Here is a 16,818-nt window from a genome sequence, read left to right on the forward strand (position 1 = left end):
ACGGCCAATCACACAGGGAGATCAGCCATGAGCGCCTACACGAGCGACGACAACGTCGAACCTGCACGCATCACCACCTTCAAGCGCGTCCGCAAGCAGTGGCGCCGGACGGGTGAGGTCGGCTACACGCACAGTGGCAGCGACTTCTTCCGCGATGACGCCCCGGAAGCGGTCCAGCGGTAACCAGCGGCAGCCACGAAGTGCCCGTCAGGAGTGATCCTGGCGGGCACTTCTGCGTTCGGGGCGCTCAGCCTCCGAGCTGGTCCCGCAGGTAGGGCGCGGTCCGGCTGGTCGTCGAGGCGGCGACCTCGGCGGGCGTACCGGCGGCGACGACCCGGCCGCCGTCGTCACCGCCCGAGGGACCCATGTCGATGACGTGGTCGGCGCTCGCGACGACGTCCATCGCGTGCTCGACCACGACGACGGTGTTGCCGGCGTCGGTCAGACGGGCGAGCTGGGCGGTCAGCAGCTCGACGTCGGCCGGGTGCAGGCCGGTGGTGGGCTCGTCGAGCAGGTACAGGGTGTGGCCGGTCCGCGCGCGCTGCAGCTCGGTCGCGAGCTTGATGCGCTGCGCCTCACCGCCGGACAGCTCCGGGGCGGGCTGACCGAGCCGCAGGTAGCCGAGGCCGACCTCGCGGAGGGTCTCGAGTCCCCGCCCGGCCGCGGGCAGGGACGCCAGGAACGGCGCCGCTTCGTCGACGGTCATGCCGAGGACGTCGGCGATGGACGCCCCGTTCCAGCGGACCTCGAGCGTCTCGGCCGTGTAGCGGGAGCCGTGGCACTCGGGGCACGGAGCCCAGCTGCCCGGCAGGAAGAGGAGTTCGACGGACACCGACCCCTCGCCCTGGCAGACCTCGCACCGTCCGCCGGCGACGTTGAACGAGAACCGTCCGGCGGTCCAGCCCCGGGCCTTCGCGTCGTCGGTCTGGGCGAAGGCGGCCCGGACCGCGTCGAACAGGCCGGTGTAGGTGGCGAGGTTCGAGCGGGGTGTCCGGCCGATCGGCTTCTGGTCGACCTGCACGACGCGGTCGATGAGCGGGTGCGACGTGGCGACCCCGGGCAGGACGCCGCCGACGAGCGACGACTTGCCGGAGCCGCTCACTCCGGTGACCGCGGTGAGGACACCGAGCGGCAGGTCGACGTCGAGCCCCCGCAGGTTGTGCAGGGTGAGGTCGCGGAGCTCGAGCGTGCCGATCGGGGTCCGGACCGCGCGGTCGGCGGTCGGCTGCCGGGGCTCCAGGAAGCGCCGGGTGACCGAGGCCTCGACCTCGGCCAGGCCGGCGACCGGGCCGCTGTACAGGACGGTGCCGCCGCCGGTGCCCGCGCGGGGGCCGACGTCGACGATCCAGTCGGCTCGGCGCACGATGCTCATGTCGTGCTCGACGACGAAGACGCTGTTGCCGCCGGCGCGCAGGTCGTCGAGGACGTCGACGAGTGACTCGGCATCGGCGGGGTGCAGCCCGGCGCTCGGTTCGTCGAGCACGTAGACGACGCCGAACAGGCCGGAGCGCAGCTGCGTCGCGATCCGCAGCCGCTGGCTCTCGCCGGGGGAGAGCGTCGGGGTGGCGCGGTCGAGCGCGAGGTAGCCGAGGCCCAGACCGACCAGGACCTCGACGCGGGTGAGCAGGTCGCGTGAGATCGCCACGGCGACCTCGGTGTGCTCACCGGACGATGCTCGCGACGTCGCCGCTGCCGCGTCGGTGATCGCCGCGATCGGGCGCAGGACGTCGGCCAGGCCGGTCAGCGGCAGGGCGTTCAGCTCGGCGATCGAGTGGCCGCCGATCGTGACGGCGAGTGCCGCTCGGGTCAGGCCGGTGCCGCCGCAGAGCCCGCACGGGCCGGACTCGACGAACTGCAGCACCTTCTTGCGCTGGGTCTCGCTCTGCGAGTCGGCGAGGGTGTGCAGCACGAACTGGCGCGCGCTCCAGAAGCGTCCCTTGTAGGGCTTCGCCACGCGGTCACGCTTCGGCTGCACCTGCACGACGGGCTGTTCCTCGGTGAAGAGCAGCCAGTCGCGGTCCTTGCGCGACAGCTCGCGCCACGGGCGGTCGATGTCGTAGCCGAGCACGGCGGTGACGTCGCGCAGGTTCTTCCCCTGCCACGCACCGGGCCAGGCGGTGATCGCGCCGTCGCGGATGCTCAGCGACGGATCGTGCACGGCCGATGCTTCGGTGACCTCGTGCGCGGTCCCGATGCCGTGGCACCGGGGGCAGGCGCCGGCGACGGTGTTCGGCGAGAAGGAGTCCGACTCGAGCCGGTCGGCGCCGGACGGGTAGGTGCCGGCGCGCGAGTAGAGCATGCGCATCGAGTTCGACAGCGTGGTCATGGTGCCGACGGTGGAGCGGGAGCTCGGGGCGCCGCGACGCTGCTGCAGGGCGACGGCGGGCGGCAGTCCGGTGATGGAGTCGACGTGCGGGGTGGACCCCTGCGCGATCAGCCGCCGCGCGTACGGGGCGACGGACTCGAGGAACCGGCGCTGGGCCTCGGCGAAGACGGTGCCGAAGGCGAGCGAGGACTTGCCTGAGCCGGAGACGCCGGTGAACGCGACGATCCGGTCGCGGGGGATGTCCACGTCGACGTCACGCAGGTTGTTCTCGCGGGCGCCTCGGACGCGGATGAAGTCGTCCGGCCCGGGTCGGTCGTCGGTGGGGGTCGAGCGAGGAGCGGGCATTCGCTCGATCGTAGGCTCGGCCACTGGGAGGAGCAGGACCGCCGGCGGAACCGCGAACGACGAAGAGCCGCTCCGCCCTGATCGGCGGAGCGACTCTTCGCGTCGTGCGGTGGTGCTCGTGTTGCGGTGGTGCGGCAGGTGTTACTTGATCTGGGCGGTGATGGTGGCGGTGCCGACGAGCAGGCCGCGCTTGACGGCGTCGGTGCCGAAGGTCTTGTTCAGCAGGCCGGCGGCGTCTTCCGAGATGTGGACGGTGGTGCCGGTCAGGATGGCGTTGTCGCCCTCGAGCTGGAGGGGCTTGAGCGAGCCGCCGTGCAGCTCGAACAGGAACGCGTTGGCCGCGGCGACCTTGCCGTTGACCAGGACGTCGCCGTAGAGCTTGGACGAGCCCGGGTTCACGACGAAGTTCTCCAGCGTGACGGTGGTGTCGCCGGCCTTCAGGGTCAGACCCGAGTCGTCGTGGTTCAGCAGGCCCTGCACGTAGGGGCGGTAGTTGCCGTCCGGGGACCAGTAGGTGACCGACCCGGCGGTGATCGGGAACGACACCGACCCGTCGGCGAGGGTCGCGTCGCCGGAGACGCCGGGGGTGAGCTTCAGGGCGGTGAGGGCGTCGGTGAAGCCGGAGTCGAGCTTCACGGCGGTGGAGCCGCCGAGGACCTCGGGGACCGAGGCGACGGGTGCGGGGATCTTCGACTCGGACGACGAGGACACCGTGTGCACGTTCGGGGTGGCGGCCTGTGCGGAGGAGATCCCGAACGCGGCACCGCCGAGGACGAGGGCGCCGGTCGTGGCGAGGGTGATGGAGGTCTTGAGGCTCTTACGCATCGTGATCATTCCTTTGCTGTTGTCGCGCTCGGCGCGGCTGCTGTGTGCGCGCCGAACACACCCTCGGTGGGGTGGAGAACCAGCGATGTGCGGCTGGTGAGCGCTCCGGGTGTTTCCCGGTCGTTGCAGGTGATTCGGCACCCTGCGGCGAAGGGTTTGGACGGATTCGCCGTCGTTACCGCTCTGTGACCTTCGGGCTCATCCGGACAGCGAGCGCGCCTGCAAGTACGTTCTCTGAGAGGCCGCTGAACGTGGTCCATAGAGAAAGGCATTCCCCATGGCATCGACGTCCAGTCGTCCCACCTCCGTCACCGTCTCGTTCGTCATCTGGCTCGTCGTGGTCCTGGCGAACATCCTGCAGGGCATCATCGGTCTGGTCTCGGGTGGCAGCTCGTCCGCCGCACAGGACGTCGGCACCGCCCCGCTCGTCGGCGGCGCGATCTTCGCGTTCATCCTCGCCGTGATCGAGCTCATCATCGTCTTCAAGATGCGCGACGGCCGCAACTGGGCCCGCATCGTGCTGACGGTCCTCGCGATCCTGCAGCTCATCGGTGTCGGCGTCGGCGCGGCCTCGGGTGGCAACGCCTTCGGTTGGATCGGTGGCATCGCGGTGCTCATCGCGACCATCCTGATGTACGTCGGTGGCGCGAACGGGTACTTCCGTCGCCACTGAGCGGGCGGGCGTGCGGATGCGCTCCTGCGTGACGCACACCGGTCGCTGAACGCGACCACCTGACGGACGGGAGGCCCGGTGCCAGCTGGCACCGGGCCTCCCGTCCGTCGTCTGCCCGGTCAGAACGCCTTGCCCGGGTTCAGGGTCCCCTCCGGGTCGAGCGCGTCCTTGACGGAGCGGTGCATCGCGAGCACGCGGTCGCCGAGCTCGACCCGCAGGCCCGGCAGCTTCAGCAGCCCGACGCCGTGCTCACCGGTCACGGTCCCACCGAGCGCCAGGCAGTCCGCCACGATCTGGTCGAACGCGGTCTTCGCACGGGCCTTCGCGGCGTCGTCGCCCTCGGGCGCGATGATCAGCGGGTGCAGGTTGCCGTCGCCGGCGTGCGCGATGTTGGCGATCGTGACGTCCTGTGCGTCCGCGGTCACCTGGATCCGCCGGAGCATCTCGGGCACCGCGCTCCGCGGCACGCAGATGTCCTCGGTCAACACCGGACCGAGCCGTTCGAGTGCCGGGTAGGCGAGTCGGCGGGCCTGGAACAGTCGGTCGATGTCCTGGGGATCGGTGGCCCGCTCGACGTCCGTGCCGCCGGCCCGCGCGAAGACGTCGGCGACGTGGTCGGCGATCCCGTCGCCGGCCGCACCGCGCTCGTCGACCCGTGCGAGCAGCAGGGTGTCGACGTCCGCCGGCAGCCCGAGGTGCATCCAGGCGTCGACGGCTCGCAGGCAGGTGCGGTCGACGATCTCGAGTGCCGCGGGGATGATGCCCGCGCGCGAGATCGCGGCCACGGCGTCGCCCGCTGCGGTCAGCGAGGGGAAGTACCCGATCACCGCCCGCTCGTCACGGCCGGCCAGGGGGAGCAGCTTCACGGTGACCGACACGACGATGCCGAGCGTGCCCTCAGAACCGACCATCAGCCCGGTGAGGTCGTACCCGGCGACGCCCTTCGCCGTCCGGCGACCGAGCTCGACCACCGATCCGTCGGCCAGCACGACGGTCATGCCGAGCACGTAGTCGCGGGTGACCCCGTACTTGACGCAGCAGATGCCGCCGGCGTTCGTCGCGACGTTGCCGCCGATCGTCGAGATGGCCGAGCTCGCCGGGTCCGGCGGGTACCAGAGGCCGTGCTCGGCGACCGCCGCGCGGAGTGCGTCGTTGATGACGCCGGGCTCGGTGACGGCGTAGCGCTCGTCGGTGTTCACCTCGAGCACCCGGTTCATCCGCTCGAGCGACACGACGATCGAGTCGGCCATCGCGTTCGCGCCGCCGGACAGGCCGGTGCCGGCACCACGGGGGACGACCCGGACACCCGCGGCTGCTGCCCAGCGGACGGCGGTGACGACGTCGTCGGTGCTGCGTGCCAGGACCACGGCGAGCGGCGCGGTGGAGTCGGCCCACTCGGCGTCGTCGTGACGGTAGCGCTCGAGCGACTCCGGGTCGCGGAGCACCTGGTCCGACCCCAGCAGGTGTTCGAGGGCGGTGGCGTCGGATGCGGTGGTGACGGTCATTCGGGGTGGGGGTCCTTCCGTGGCGCGGCGGTGCGGTTTCGGGTCCGTCGACGATACGCCGGTCAGTCCAGGCAGAACTCGTTGCCCTCGACGTCCTGCATGACGATGCACGACTCGTTCACCTGGTCCGCGGTCATGCGACGGACCTGGGTGGCGCCGAGTCCGACCAGTCGGGCGCTCTCGGCGTCGAGGGCCGCGAGCCGTTCGGCACCGACCAGCCCGGTGCCGACCCGGACGTCCAGGTGCACCCGGTTCTTCGCCGTCTTGCCCTCGGGGACGCGCTGGAAGAACAGGCGGGGCCCGGCACCCGTCGGGTCGACGCACGCGAAGGCCGATCCTCGGTGCTCCGGCGGCAGCGACCGGTCGAACGCGTCCCAGTCGGCGAACCCCGGTGGGGGCGGTGGCACCACGTACCCGAGGACCTCGCACCAGAACCGGGCGACACGCTCCGGCTCGGCGCAGTCGAACGTCACCTGGACCTGTCGCACCGTTGCCATGGCGCCGAGGATACGACGATGCGCGACCGGCGTCCGCTCAGCCGAGCTGGGCGGCCGCGGCTCGGAGCTCCGCGAGCGCGGCCGTGGCGTGGTCGGCCAGCCGGTCGTCGTCCGCGCGCCCCACACCGGACCACCGCTCGAAGCCCTGCTTGAATGCCAGGACACCCATCTCGGCGGCCAGCCGAGCGGGCGCGTCGGCGACACCGCGGCCGACCAGGGCGTCGGTCATGGCCGCGGCCATCCCGACGCTCTTCAGGGCGTCGCGCTCCTGCAGCTCGGCGCTGGCGGCGACGGCCGCTCGCAGTCGTGGTCCGAGCTCGCGGTTGAGCGGTCCCATCTCGTCCGAGGCCCGTTCCAGTCCCGCGGCGACGGCATCGAGCGGGGTGGCGCCGGCCGGTGCACCGGTGATCCCCTCGGCCAGGAGCCGGCTCAGGGTCTCCTGCCCGGCGACGAGCAGTTCGCGCTTGTCCGGGAAGTGCCGGAAGAACGTGCTCTTCGTGACACCGGCGCGGTCGGTGATCTGCGCGACGGTCGTCTCGTCGTAGCCCTGCTCGGAGAACAGGTCGACCGCGGCCAGGACCAGTCGTTCCCGGGCCCCGGGTTGCCATCGCACCATGGGACGATCATACGCGACGGGACAATTGTCCCATCGCAGGTGTACGGTGACGGTACAAAAGTCCCATCACTTCTGAGGAGCACCATGCACGTCTTCGTCACCGGCGGCACCGGCACCATCGGCACCGCGGTCGTCACCGAACTCATCGCAGCCGGGCACACCGTCACGGCCCTGGCCCGGTCGGACCGGTCGACCGCTGCCCTCGTCGCCGCGGGGGCGACCCCCACCCGCGGTGCACTCACCGACCTCGACGTGCTGCGCGAGGGCGCACGCGCCGCCGACGGGGTCATCAGCCTCGCGTTCTCGAACGACTTCAGTTCGGCGGAGGCGCTCGAGCGGGGCATCGCCGAGGAAGGTGCCGCCATGGCCGCACTCGGCGAGGCGCTCGTCGGCAGCGACCGCCCGTTCGTCGTCGTCTCCGGCACACCGTGGGAGCCTGGTCGGGCATCGGTCGAGACCGACCCGCTCCCGCTCGAGGGGCCGGTCGCGGGGCGAGCCCGATCCGTTCTCGCCGCCCTCGACCTGGCGGCACGGGGTGTCCGGGTCTCGGCGATCCGGCTGCCGCGCACCGTGCACGCGGACGGCACGGGCGGGTTCGCCGGGATCCTGACGGAGGCGGCCCGACAGGCGGGGGTCGCGGGCTACCCCGGCGACGGCGAGCAGCGGTGGCCCGCCGTGCACGCCGCGGACGCCGCGGTGTTGTTCCGGCTCGCGCTCGAAGGTGCTCCGGCGGGGACCGTCTGGCACGCGGTCGCCGACGAGGGCGACCGGGTGCGTGACCTGGCCGAGGTCATCGGGCGTCGGCTCGGCCTGCCCGTCGAGCGGGTGGCCGACGAGACGTTCGGCGCGTTCGCGCCGATCTTCGCGATGGACCAGCCGGCGTCGAGTGCCCACACGCGCGGAGCGCTCGGCTGGGTCCCGACGCACCCGAGCCTGCTCGAGGACCTGGAGAACGTGCAGCGCTGAGTGCGGCTCGCACCGTCAGCGGTGGGCGCGCGGTGCGCCGGACGGGAGGCGCGGCGTCGGACCGCCACGGGCCTCCCGTCCGCCGTGCAGCCGCGTCAGTGCCGCTTGCCGCGCAGGCGGCCGATGCCCAGCACGATGCCGACGACGACCATGCCCAGCGCGAGGCCGACCACGGCCGACACGGCCGTGTCGGCGATCCAGACGACGACGGGGCCTGCGGCTTCGAGCGCGTGCTCGATCACGTGCAGCAGGTCGTACGGACCGTGCCAGAAGGTCTCGGCGAGGTTCGCGATGACCAGGTGGCCACCGACCCACAGCATCGCGACCGTGCCGATGACGCTGATGACCCGGAAGACCATCGGCATCGCACGCACGATGCGGGCACCGATCCGGCGGGTGCGGCGGACGGAGTTCTTCATCATCTGCAGGCCGATGTCGTCGACCTTCACGAGCAGTGCCACGGCGCCGTAGACGACCGCGGTCATGACCAGACCGATCACGATCAGGGCGCCGAGCGTCGGCCAGAGCCCCAGGTCTGGATCGAGGCCCGCCAGTGCGATGAGCATGATCTCGGTGCTCAGGATGAGGTCGGTGCGGATGGCGCCGAAGACGAGCTTCGGTTCGGTGACGGCCTCGTCGGACCCGCCCTCGTGGTGGACACCGAACCACTCGGTGACCTTCTCGGCACCCTCGAAGCACAGGTAGGTGCCGCCGAGCAGCAGCAGCCACGGCAGCACCCCGGGTGCGAAGGCCGTGAGCAGCAAGGCCAGCGGGATGATGATGATGAACTTGTTGAACAGGCTGCCGAGGGCGATGCGCCCGACGACCGGGAGTTCACGAGCGGGCTCGAGGCCCTGCACGTACTGGGGCGTGACGGCGGCGTCGTCGATCACGACCCCGGCGGTCTTCGCGCTGGCCTTGAGGGCTGCGGAGAGGATGTCGTCCACCACGGCGAGCAATCCGACTGACAATTCGTTCTCCACTCGTCTGACCTGTGACCGTGCACAGCGTAGTGGCCGCGGAGCATCCTGAACGCCAGCCACGGGGCGTCCGTAGGCTCGCGACATGGCTGACTTCACCGCATCCCAGGCCGCCGTCGTCCGGATCGAGCGTTCCGAACAGGGGCGCTGGGACCTCTCCGTCATCAGCGACGCCGGTGTCGCGATGGGGCACGGGGTGTACCTGTTCGACGCGGACCACGACGACGCCGAGGACGAGCAGGCCGCGGCCCTCGACTTCGTGCGCGACTACGGGTTCCGGTTCGAGCGCGACGCGGTGCAGGCCGACGGTCCCGACGCCTTCTGGGCGCCGCTGCTGCCGTCCGACCAGCAGTAGGCGCTGCAGCGGGCGGGACTCAGCGCGCCGAGTCCTCGAACCCGATCAGCCAGGTGACCCCGTACGCGTCACGGACGGTGCCGTCCCAGTCGCCCCACGGGCGCTGCTGCAGCGGGTCGACGACCGTGCCGCCCTCGGCGAGCTGGTCGAACCACCGACGCAGGACGCCCGGTTCCGCAGCGCCGAGCAGTGAGAAGAGCAGCCCCGTCGCCGAGAACGGGGTGTCGCGCTCGCTCGGGTCCGCGGCGAACAGCTGCAGCTCGCCGGTGAGCTGGCCGTGCGCGACGGCGTCGGCCGGACCGTCCGTGCGGGAGAAGTCCGCGTAGGTCGCGATCTGCACCTCGCCACCGAACACCCGCTGCCAGTGCTCGAGGGCCTGCCTGGCGGCGCCGGCGAACTGGAAGTACGGCGCGGGTCCGGTCGTGTGCATGCCCGGCAAGGTACTCCGGTGTGCGGAGTGGGGGAACCCCGGGGACTCGTCAGCCGAGCAGCGCCAGTGCGCGCTCCACGACGTCCTCCGGCCGTCCGTCGCCGTGCAGTGCCCACCAGGTGAGTGCGGCGCTCGCGGCGGCGGCCAGCGTGTGGGCGCGCACGGCCACGACGAGGTCGTCGGCGGTGACCCCGTCCCGCTCGGCCACGTACCGCAGGATCTCGTCGGTCAGGGCCGTGACCGTGGCGGCGCCGACGTGCTCGAGCGACGGGTTCGCGCGGATGACCCGGAGTCGGTGTCGGGTGACCTCGACCGCGTCGTCCGGGAACGTCGCTCCGATCCGGTAGGCCGCCCGGAGCGCCACCGCCGAGGGCTCGTCTGCCGGCCGTGACCGCAGGGCTTCGCGGAACCGTGCGGCGAACTCGTCGAGACCGCCCCACACCAGCGCCGCCTTGTTCGGGAACAGCCGGAAGAGCGACCGACGACTCACCCCGGCCGCCGAGGCGACGTCCTCCATCGACACCGCGTCGAAGCCCTGCTCGTCGAACAGCCGGAGTGCGACGAGGGACACGGCGTCGGGGTCGATGGTGCGCGGGCGCCCCGTCGGACGGTCGTTCGTCGAGCTCATGGAGACCTTTCGGCACTGAGTGCTATAACCGGTGTGGCGCAGTGAGCGCCTCTCATCGAGGAGACGACATGACCGACACCACCGCCGGACGGTTCACCGGCAGGACCATCATCGTCACCGGAGCGGGTTCCGGCATCGGACGCGCCACGGCGACGCGCATCGCGAACGAGGGCGGGCGCGTCATCGCGACCGACGTCGTGGCCGAGCGGCTCGACGCACTCCGCACGGAGCTCGAGGGCTTCGCCGTGGAGACCGTCGTCGGCGACGTCGCCGCGAGCGAGACCATCGACGCACTCATCGCCGCCGCCGGCGACCGGGTGGACGGGCTCGCCAACGTCGCCGGCATCATGGACGCGTTCCTGCCGCCGGACGAGGTCGACGACGCCACCTGGGAGCGTGTCTTCAGCGTCAACGTCACCGGCCCGATGCGCCTGACGCGTGCGGTGCTGCCGCTGATGATCGCCGCCGGCAAGGGCTCGGTCGTGAACGTCGCGTCCGAGGCCGCGTTGAAGGCCTCGGCCGCCGGTGCTGCCTACACCTCGTCGAAGCACGCCATCGCCGGGTACACCAAGAGCGTCGCGTTCTTCCACGGGCCGCAGGGCATCCGGGCGAACGCCGTGGCACCGGGTGCGGTCGCCACGAACATCGAGGCACCGATGCGCAGCGAGTACGCGGCCCGCCGGGTCGGTCCGATCATGCAGACCACCATCCCGCCGGTCGCCCAGCCCGAGCAGCTCGCCGCCGCCATCACCTGGCTGCTGAGCGATGACTCGGCGAACGTCAACGGTGCGGTGCTGCCGAGCGACGGTGGCTGGTCCGTCGTCTGACCCGTTGCTGCGGCACGAGACGCCGTCGTCACGTCGAGACGCCTCCGGGAACGGGGGCGTCTCGACGACTTCGCGGCGTCGGGCAGACACGACGGCGTGTTCGCCACCCGGACACCTGACGGACGGGAGGCCCGTGGCGACACCGTCACGGGCCTCCCGTCCGGCTCCGGGCACGCGCACGGCGCGACGTTCCTTCCCAGAACGGGTGCACTGGAAAGCGGAATCGGGCGTACCGGGCAGGAACTTCCTGCCAGGTACGCCCGATTCGACAAGGTGAGCCGGCCGGCGGCGGCAGCTCAGGAGACGAGCGCCGCCATCTCGCGCACGACGGCACGGAGCCGGTCCGCGAGCTCGTCGTTGCTCCGCACGGTCTCGCGGTGCGCCGCCTCGCTGAGCGCCGACATCACCAGGGTCACCGCGGTGCGGGCGGTCTGCGCGTCCGTGCGGGTGCCGACGACGCTGAGCAGGGACTGGCGCGACTCGGCCATCCACTGCATCACCATCGAGGACATCTCCGGCCGGAGCACGAGCAGCTCCTTCATGCGGAGGCGGTCCTGCGAGAGCGGGACGGTGGCCGCGACCAGGCTGCACAGGTCGTCGACCAGGGCACCGTCGGCCTCGGCGAACCAGGCCGCGGAGTGCTCCGGGACCTCGACGGAGTCGAGCCCGAGCGCGGCGTGCGCCTTCGACGAGAAGTAGTTGAAGAAGGTGCGGGGGGAGACGTCGGCGTCGGCGCAGATCTGCTCGACCGTGACGCCGTCGAGCCCGTGCGCGGACACCAGGGTGAGCGCTGCGTCGTGCAGTGCCTGCCGGGTCTGCTGCTTCTTCCGTTCACGCAGCGTGCACGGCTCCGTTGCCGCAGCCGCTGCCGGGGTGGTGATCACGTGGACTCCTGGTGGGTTGGTGTGTGTGGGCGGGGCGCCCGCCCGGAAAGGGGGCACGGACGGACGCCCCGGTCGGTCACCGACGGTGCGTCGGCGTGGATCCGGTCGAACCCGATCCGGTCGAACCCGAACCGGTCGAACCCGAACCGGTCGGCACGGACCCGGTCATCGGGCCCGTGAACGAGCCGGCCTCGGCTGCGGCGGCGCCCGCCTCGGCCTCGAGCTGCGCCTCGGCGGACATGTCGGCCTGCTCCTGCAGGGCGGACCGCTGGCGCAGCGGCGGCACCCGGAAGAACCAGGTCAGCACGAACGCGAGCAGGATGACGCCGAGACCGACCCAGTAGATCGTCACGGACGAGGCGTTGAAGCCCGCCATGAACGGCCGGGTCAGGCGGCTGTCCGCACCGGTCAGGAACGAGGTGTCGTTCGTGCTGGTGGCGCTGTCGCTCGTGGTGTTGCCGTCGTCGATCTTCTTCGCCAGCTCCGGGGTGAGCTCGTCGACCCAGTAGGAGCGCTGTCCGGCGTCCGCCCAGTCGACGGACACGGTGCCGTCCTGCACGCTGGCGTGCGCCTGGTCGGCGACCTGCTCGAGTGCCGACCGTTCGGCGGCGGGCGTGGCCGCGGCGACCTGCTGGTCGATGACGGTCTGCGCTGCTGCGGCGGGCACGGCACCGGCGGTGACCTGCTGCTGCACGGCCGCGGTGACCTGCTCGGTGACCGCGGCGTCGGCGGCCTGCTTCGCCTTCGCCGAGGCGGCGTCGAGCTGCGACTGCACGGTCTTCGTCAGCGGGGTGACGACGGGCGTCCAGATCTTGTCCATGGCGCCCTGGTTCGCCTTCGCGCTGGCGACGGTCGGGTTGAGCGCGGCGTCGAGCGCCGGACCGAGGTCCTTCTGGTTCGCGGTCGCGGTCAGGATGTTCGCCGGCATCACCGAGAACAGGATGGACAGCAGCACGGCGGTGCCGAGTGTGCCACCGATCTGGCGGAAGAACGTGGCGGACGACGTGGCGACGCCCATGTCACGAGCCTCGACGGAGCCCTGCGACGCCAGGGTCAGCGACTGCATGACCGAGCCGAGGCCGAGCCCGATGAGGAACATGCCGATCATCAGGAACCAGAGCGGCTTGTCGATCGTCATGAAGGTCAGGACGACGTAGCCGGCGGAGACGAGCGCGGTGCCGATGACCGGGAAGATCCGGTACCGGCCGACGCGGGCGACGATCTGACCCGAGGTGATCGAGGCGATCATCAGACCACCGACGAGCGGCAGCGTCGCGAAGCCGGACTCGGTCGGGGTCAGTCCGACGACGATCTGCAGGTAGAGCGGGATGGTGAGCATCGCGCCGAACATCGCGAAGCCGACCAGGAACCCGATGACGGTCGCCATCGAGAACGTGCCCGAGCGGAACAGCTTGAGCGGGATGATCGCCGCGTCGCCCATCTTCGACTCGATGAGCAGCAGACCGATCAGGCCGACGACACCGACGACGTAGCAGGCGATGGCGGCGGGGGAGCCCCAGCCCCAGATGCGGCCCTGTTCGGCGACGAGCAGGAGCGGCACGAGGGTGACGATGACGGCGGTCGCGCCCCACCAGTCGACCTTCGGCTTCGCGTCGCCGGCGCCGTGCACCTTCGGCAGGTGCAGGAACACGATGACCATGAGGAGCGCCGCGACACCGATCGGCACGTTGATCAGGAGCACCCAGCGCCAGCCGGTGATCCACAGGATCTCGGAGGAACCGGCGAGCAGACCGCCGATGAGCGGGCCGATGACGGACGAGATGCCGAACACGGCGAGGAAGTACCCCTGGTACTTGGCGCGCTCGCGCGGGGCGAGGATGTCGCCCATGATCGCGAGCGGCAGCGACATCAGCGCTCCGGCACCGATGCCCTGCACCGCGCGGAAGGCGGCGAGCATGAGCATCGAGGTCGACATCGACGACAGGACGGCGCCGAGGATGAAGACGACGATGCCGAAGATGTACAGCGGGCGGCGGCCGAAGATGTCGGAGAGCTTGCCGTAGATCGGCGTCGCGATCGTCGAGGTGATGAGGTACGCGGTCGTCACCCAGGCCTGCTGGTCCAGCCCGTGCAGGTCGTCGCCGATCGTGCGGATCGCCGTGCCGAACACCGTCTGGCCGAGCGAGGACAGGAACATGCCCGCCATCAGGCCGTAGATCACCAGGAGGATCTGACGGTGGGTCATCAGCGGCTGCTGGCCGGCGCCCCCGGAGGCCGCGGGGGCCTCGGCGGTGTGCCGACCGTGCTGCACCGGGACGGGTGCGGTGGCGGTCATCGAACTCCTTTTTCTGGCTGTGAAACTTTGCAGACCGCGCAACGATACATCTGTTGCTTCCGGCAAGCAACTAAATGTGCCCGCTACGCTGAGCGCGTGACCGACGACCGGCGTGCCGCCGAGCGACTCCTGCGATCCCAGCTCGACCGGCTGTGGGTCCGGCAGACCCTGCGCTCCTCGCTCATCGAGTCCCGGGGCGGGCTCGACCCGACGGCCCGCGTGATCCTGCGAGCCGTCGCCGGGCACGGCCCGGTCCGGGCGACCGCGATCGCCGACGCGACCGGGCTGTCGCGCCCGGTGATCAGCCGCCGGGTCGCCTCGCTGATCGAGGCCGAGCACCTGGTCGGGGCGCCCGACCCCGCCGACGGCCGCGCCACGCTCGTCGCCCTCGCCCCCGCCGGCCGCCGACTGCTCGACGAGCTGGACGCCGCCGGCGCCGAGGTGTTCGACGACCTGACGGGGGAGTTCGCCTCGGACGAGCTGCGCTCGCTCGCCGAGATGCTGACGCGACTGAACGACCGGGCCGACGCGGTCCTGGGGATCGGCACCACGCGCTCGTGACGTGACCAGGGGGACGGGCGGGAGGCCCGTGGCGGCGTCGCCACGGGCCTCCCGTCCCTGCGGAGCGCGCATTCGAGATACCGTTGGTGGTATGAGCACGGACACCACCCCCACCACTGAGACCCTCGACGACGGGCCCGTGGTGACGTTCGCCGATCTCGGCCTGAGCGACGCTGTGCTCAAGGCCGTCAAGGACATCGGCTACGAGACCCCTTCCGCCATCCAGGAAGCCACCATCCCCACGCTCCTCGCCGGGCGCGACGTCGTCGGCCTGGCGCAGACCGGCACCGGCAAGACCGCGGCCTTCGCGCTGCCGATCCTGTCCCGCATGGAGTCCGGCAGCAAGAAGCCTCAGGCGCTCGTGCTCTCCCCGACGCGTGAGCTCGCCCTGCAGGTCTGCGAGGCGTTCGAGCAGTTCGCGTCGCACATGAAGAACGTCCACGTCCTGCCGGTCTACGGCGGCCAGGCGTACGGCGTGCAGCTCTCCGCCCTGCGCCGCGGCGTCGACGTCATCGTCGGCACCCCGGGTCGCATCATGGACCACCTGGCGAAGGGCACGCTCGACCTGTCCGAGCTCAAGTACCTGGTGCTCGACGAGGCCGATGAGATGCTCAAGATGGGCTTCGCCGAGGACGTCGAGACGATCCTCGCCGACACCCCGGACGACAAGCAGGTCGCGCTCTTCTCGGCGACCATGCCCGCGCAGATCCGCCGCATCTCGCAGCAGTACCTGACCGACCCGGCCGAGATCACCGTCAAGACCAAGACGAAGACCGCCGCGAACATCACGCAGCGTTACCTGATGGTCTCGTACCCGCAGAAGGTCGACGCACTCACCCGCATCCTCGAGGTCGAGGACTTCGAGGGCATGATCATCTTCGTCCGCACCAAGAGCGAGACCGAGACCCTGGCCGAGAAGCTCCGTGCCCGCGGGTACGCCGCCGCCGCGATCAGCGGTGACGTCGCCCAGGCCCAGCGCGAGCGCACCGTCAACCAGCTGAAGTCGGGCAAGCTCGACATCCTGGTCGCCACCGACGTCGCCGCCCGTGGTCTCGACGTCGACCGCATCACGCACGTCGTGAACTTCGACATCCCGGTCGACATCGAGTCCTACGTGCACCGCATCGGCCGGACCGGTCGCGCCGGCCGCTCGGGTGACTCGATCAGCTTCGTCACCCCGCGTGAGCGTCGCCTGCTGTCCGCGATCGAGCGCCACACCAAGCAGCCGCTCACGCAGATGCAGCTGCCGACCATCGACGACGTCAACGAGACGCGCCTGACCCGCTTCGACGACGCCATCACCGCGGCGCTCGAGGACCAGGGCCGGATCGCGGCCTTCCGCGACGTCATCGCGCACTACGTCGAGCACCACGACGTCCCCTCGGACGACGTCGCCGCAGCCCTGGCCGTCGTGGCGCAGGGTGACTCGCCGCTGCTCCTCACCGCAGCCGACGACGCCCTCCGCACCCAGATGGAGCGCGACGCCCGTCGCAGCGAGCGCGACGAGCGTGGTGCCCGCGACGACCGTGGTGGGCGCAGCGACCGCGGCGACCGTGGAGGCGACCGCGACCGTGGTGACCGCGGACCGCGTCGTTCGCAGCCGATGACCCCGTACCGCATCGAGGTCGGCCGCCGCCACCGCGTCGAGCCGCGCCAGATCGTCGGTGCCCTCGCGAACGAGGGCGGTCTGCGCCGTGACGACTTCGGTGCGATCCAGATCCGTCCGGACTTCTCGATCGTGGAACTGCCGGCGGACATGGACGCCGGTGTGCTCGACCGCCTGACCGACACCCGGATCAGCGGCAAGCTCATCGAGATCCGCCCGGACCGCCGTGGTGGCGGGCGCCGGTACGAGGACCGCGCGCCGCGCGGTGACCGTGACGACCGTCCGGAGCGCAAGCCGCGCTACTGAGACGCGCCGCGTCCGAGACGCGACCCCCTTCTGACGGGAGGCCCGGTGCCGGCTGGCACCGGGCCTCCCGTCCGTCGTCGGTGCGGGTCCCGGGCCCCGAGACGCCGTCGTGTCGGTTCCACGCCGCCGAGTCGGCGAGACGCCGTCGGATTCGGCGGTGTCTCGGGAACACGACGGCGTCTGCCGGTCCGG

General features: G+C 71.3%; 17 protein-coding genes. 7 read left to right on the plus strand and 10 right to left on the minus strand.

Annotated features, from left to right (window positions below; genetic code table 11):
• Window positions 1-27 precede the first annotated feature (27 nt).
• Window positions 28-183, plus strand: coding sequence for a hypothetical protein (locus DEI85_RS03365; protein WP_181419963.1), 156 nt, complete (start codon window positions 28-30; stop codon window positions 181-183).
• Window positions 184-247: 64 nt separating this feature from the next.
• Here the strand turns inward: DEI85_RS03365 and DEI85_RS03370 are convergent, their stop codons facing one another.
• Both DEI85_RS03370 and DEI85_RS03375 read right to left on the minus strand, forming a co-directional pair.
• Window positions 248-2,671 (minus strand): excinuclease ABC subunit UvrA, encoded by a 2,424-nt coding sequence (locus DEI85_RS03370; RefSeq protein WP_110895287.1) that lies wholly within the window; start codon window positions 2,669-2,671, stop codon window positions 248-250.
• A 141-nt stretch (window positions 2,672-2,812) separates the two neighbouring features.
• A complete protein-coding gene (locus DEI85_RS03375) occupies window positions 2,813-3,496 on the minus strand; it encodes a hypothetical protein (RefSeq protein WP_110865654.1) in 684 nt (227 codons plus the stop codon).
• A gap of 277 nt (window positions 3,497-3,773) precedes the next feature.
• Here DEI85_RS03375 and DEI85_RS03380 point away from each other — a divergent pair, with 277 nt between their 5' ends.
• Entirely contained in the window at window positions 3,774-4,169 is a 396-nt protein-coding gene (locus tag DEI85_RS03380; RefSeq protein WP_110862623.1) for a hypothetical protein, read from the plus strand.
• A 119-nt stretch (window positions 4,170-4,288) separates the two neighbouring features.
• On the opposite strand, the gene DEI85_RS03385 is transcribed toward DEI85_RS03380, so the two are convergent.
• The 3 genes from DEI85_RS03385 to DEI85_RS03395 all read right to left on the minus strand — a co-directional run bounded on the left by DEI85_RS03385 (window position 4,289) and on the right by DEI85_RS03395 (window position 6,787).
• Complete coding sequence (locus tag DEI85_RS03385; protein WP_111123852.1) at window positions 4,289-5,674, minus strand: FAD-binding oxidoreductase; 1,386 nt, start codon at window positions 5,672-5,674, stop codon at window positions 4,289-4,291.
• 62 nt (window positions 5,675-5,736) lie between these two features.
• The gene (locus tag DEI85_RS03390; protein WP_111123853.1) at window positions 5,737-6,171 is read right to left on the minus strand and encodes a VOC family protein; all 435 of its coding nucleotides are present in this window, start codon (window positions 6,169-6,171) and stop codon (window positions 5,737-5,739) included.
• A 37-nt stretch (window positions 6,172-6,208) separates the two neighbouring features.
• Window positions 6,209-6,787, minus strand: coding sequence for a TetR/AcrR family transcriptional regulator (locus DEI85_RS03395; protein ID WP_110862626.1), 579 nt, complete (start codon window positions 6,785-6,787; stop codon window positions 6,209-6,211).
• Window positions 6,788-6,871: 84 nt separating this feature from the next.
• Here DEI85_RS03395 and DEI85_RS03400 point away from each other — a divergent pair, with 84 nt between their 5' ends.
• A complete protein-coding gene (locus DEI85_RS03400; RefSeq protein WP_110862627.1) occupies window positions 6,872-7,753 on the plus strand; it encodes an SDR family oxidoreductase in 882 nt (293 codons plus the stop codon).
• A gap of 95 nt (window positions 7,754-7,848) precedes the next feature.
• Here the strand turns inward: DEI85_RS03400 and DEI85_RS03405 are convergent, their stop codons facing one another.
• Window positions 7,849-8,724, minus strand: coding sequence for a DUF808 domain-containing protein (locus tag DEI85_RS03405; protein ID WP_110862657.1), 876 nt, complete (start codon window positions 8,722-8,724; stop codon window positions 7,849-7,851).
• 94 nt (window positions 8,725-8,818) lie between these two features.
• Between DEI85_RS03405 and DEI85_RS03410 the strand changes: the two genes are divergently transcribed.
• Window positions 8,819-9,088: a hypothetical protein gene (locus DEI85_RS03410; RefSeq protein ID WP_071245932.1), complete on the plus strand. Its 270-nt coding sequence runs from the start codon at window positions 8,819-8,821 to the stop codon at window positions 9,086-9,088.
• A gap of 19 nt (window positions 9,089-9,107) precedes the next feature.
• Here the strand turns inward: DEI85_RS03410 and DEI85_RS03415 are convergent, their stop codons facing one another.
• Both DEI85_RS03415 and DEI85_RS03420 read right to left on the minus strand, forming a co-directional pair.
• Entirely contained in the window at window positions 9,108-9,518 is a 411-nt protein-coding gene (locus DEI85_RS03415) for a VOC family protein (RefSeq protein WP_110862628.1), read from the minus strand.
• A 49-nt stretch (window positions 9,519-9,567) separates the two neighbouring features.
• Window positions 9,568-10,146: a TetR family transcriptional regulator gene (locus DEI85_RS03420; RefSeq protein WP_110862629.1), complete on the minus strand. Its 579-nt coding sequence runs from the start codon at window positions 10,144-10,146 to the stop codon at window positions 9,568-9,570.
• A gap of 68 nt (window positions 10,147-10,214) precedes the next feature.
• On the opposite strand from DEI85_RS03420, the gene DEI85_RS03425 reads away from it, so the two are divergent.
• Window positions 10,215-10,973, plus strand: coding sequence for an SDR family NAD(P)-dependent oxidoreductase (locus DEI85_RS03425; protein WP_027464432.1), 759 nt, complete (start codon window positions 10,215-10,217; stop codon window positions 10,971-10,973).
• A gap of 296 nt (window positions 10,974-11,269) precedes the next feature.
• On the opposite strand, the gene DEI85_RS03430 is transcribed toward DEI85_RS03425, so the two are convergent.
• Window positions 11,270-11,857 carry a TetR/AcrR family transcriptional regulator gene (locus tag DEI85_RS03430; protein ID WP_111123854.1) on the minus strand — a complete coding sequence of 196 codons (588 nt, stop codon included), beginning with the start codon at window positions 11,855-11,857 and terminating at the stop codon, window positions 11,270-11,272.
• A 76-nt stretch (window positions 11,858-11,933) separates the two neighbouring features.
• Window positions 11,934-14,153, minus strand: coding sequence for an MDR family MFS transporter (locus DEI85_RS03435; RefSeq protein ID WP_258376367.1), 2,220 nt, complete (start codon window positions 14,151-14,153; stop codon window positions 11,934-11,936).
• A gap of 96 nt (window positions 14,154-14,249) precedes the next feature.
• Here DEI85_RS03435 and DEI85_RS03440 point away from each other — a divergent pair, with 96 nt between their 5' ends.
• Complete coding sequence (locus DEI85_RS03440) at window positions 14,250-14,714, plus strand: MarR family winged helix-turn-helix transcriptional regulator (RefSeq protein WP_181420175.1); 465 nt, start codon at window positions 14,250-14,252, stop codon at window positions 14,712-14,714.
• Window positions 14,715-14,805: 91 nt separating this feature from the next.
• Window positions 14,806-16,626 carry a DEAD/DEAH box helicase gene (locus tag DEI85_RS03445; protein WP_110862632.1) on the plus strand — a complete coding sequence of 607 codons (1,821 nt, stop codon included), beginning with the start codon at window positions 14,806-14,808 and terminating at the stop codon, window positions 16,624-16,626.
• Window positions 16,627-16,818: the final 192 nt, after the last annotated feature.

It is taken from the genome of Curtobacterium sp. MCBD17_026, assembly GCF_003234895.2.
Classification (GTDB): domain Bacteria; phylum Actinomycetota; class Actinomycetes; order Actinomycetales; family Microbacteriaceae; genus Curtobacterium; species Curtobacterium flaccumfaciens.

What these genes read in the sequence shown, in the direction of transcription:
- DEI85_RS03420 (WP_110862629.1), bottom strand. Translation starts at nt 10,146, where the DNA reads ATGAGCTCGACGAACGACCGTCCGACGGGGCGCCCGCGCACCATCGAC.
- DEI85_RS03375 (WP_110865654.1), bottom strand. Translation starts at nt 3,496, where the DNA reads ATGCGTAAGAGCCTCAAGACCTCCATCACCCTCGCCACGACCGGCGCC.
- DEI85_RS03435 (WP_258376367.1), bottom strand. Translation starts at nt 14,153, where the DNA reads ATGACCGCCACCGCACCCGTCCCGGTGCAGCACGGTCGGCACACCGCC.
- DEI85_RS03380 (WP_110862623.1), top strand. Translation starts at nt 3,774, where the DNA reads ATGGCATCGACGTCCAGTCGTCCCACCTCCGTCACCGTCTCGTTCGTC.
- DEI85_RS03415 (WP_110862628.1), bottom strand. Translation starts at nt 9,518, where the DNA reads ATGCACACGACCGGACCCGCGCCGTACTTCCAGTTCGCCGGCGCCGCC.
- DEI85_RS03395 (WP_110862626.1), bottom strand. Translation starts at nt 6,787, where the DNA reads ATGGTGCGATGGCAACCCGGGGCCCGGGAACGACTGGTCCTGGCCGCG.
- DEI85_RS03390 (WP_111123853.1), bottom strand. Translation starts at nt 6,171, where the DNA reads ATGGCAACGGTGCGACAGGTCCAGGTGACGTTCGACTGCGCCGAGCCG.
- DEI85_RS03400 (WP_110862627.1), top strand. Translation starts at nt 6,872, where the DNA reads ATGCACGTCTTCGTCACCGGCGGCACCGGCACCATCGGCACCGCGGTC.
- DEI85_RS03365 (WP_181419963.1), top strand. Translation starts at nt 28, where the DNA reads ATGAGCGCCTACACGAGCGACGACAACGTCGAACCTGCACGCATCACC.
- DEI85_RS03370 (WP_110895287.1), bottom strand. Translation starts at nt 2,671, where the DNA reads ATGCCCGCTCCTCGCTCGACCCCCACCGACGACCGACCCGGGCCGGAC.
- DEI85_RS03425 (WP_027464432.1), top strand. Translation starts at nt 10,215, where the DNA reads ATGACCGACACCACCGCCGGACGGTTCACCGGCAGGACCATCATCGTC.
- DEI85_RS03385 (WP_111123852.1), bottom strand. Translation starts at nt 5,674, where the DNA reads ATGACCGTCACCACCGCATCCGACGCCACCGCCCTCGAACACCTGCTG.
- DEI85_RS03410 (WP_071245932.1), top strand. Translation starts at nt 8,819, where the DNA reads ATGGCTGACTTCACCGCATCCCAGGCCGCCGTCGTCCGGATCGAGCGT.
- DEI85_RS03445 (WP_110862632.1), top strand. Translation starts at nt 14,806, where the DNA reads ATGAGCACGGACACCACCCCCACCACTGAGACCCTCGACGACGGGCCC.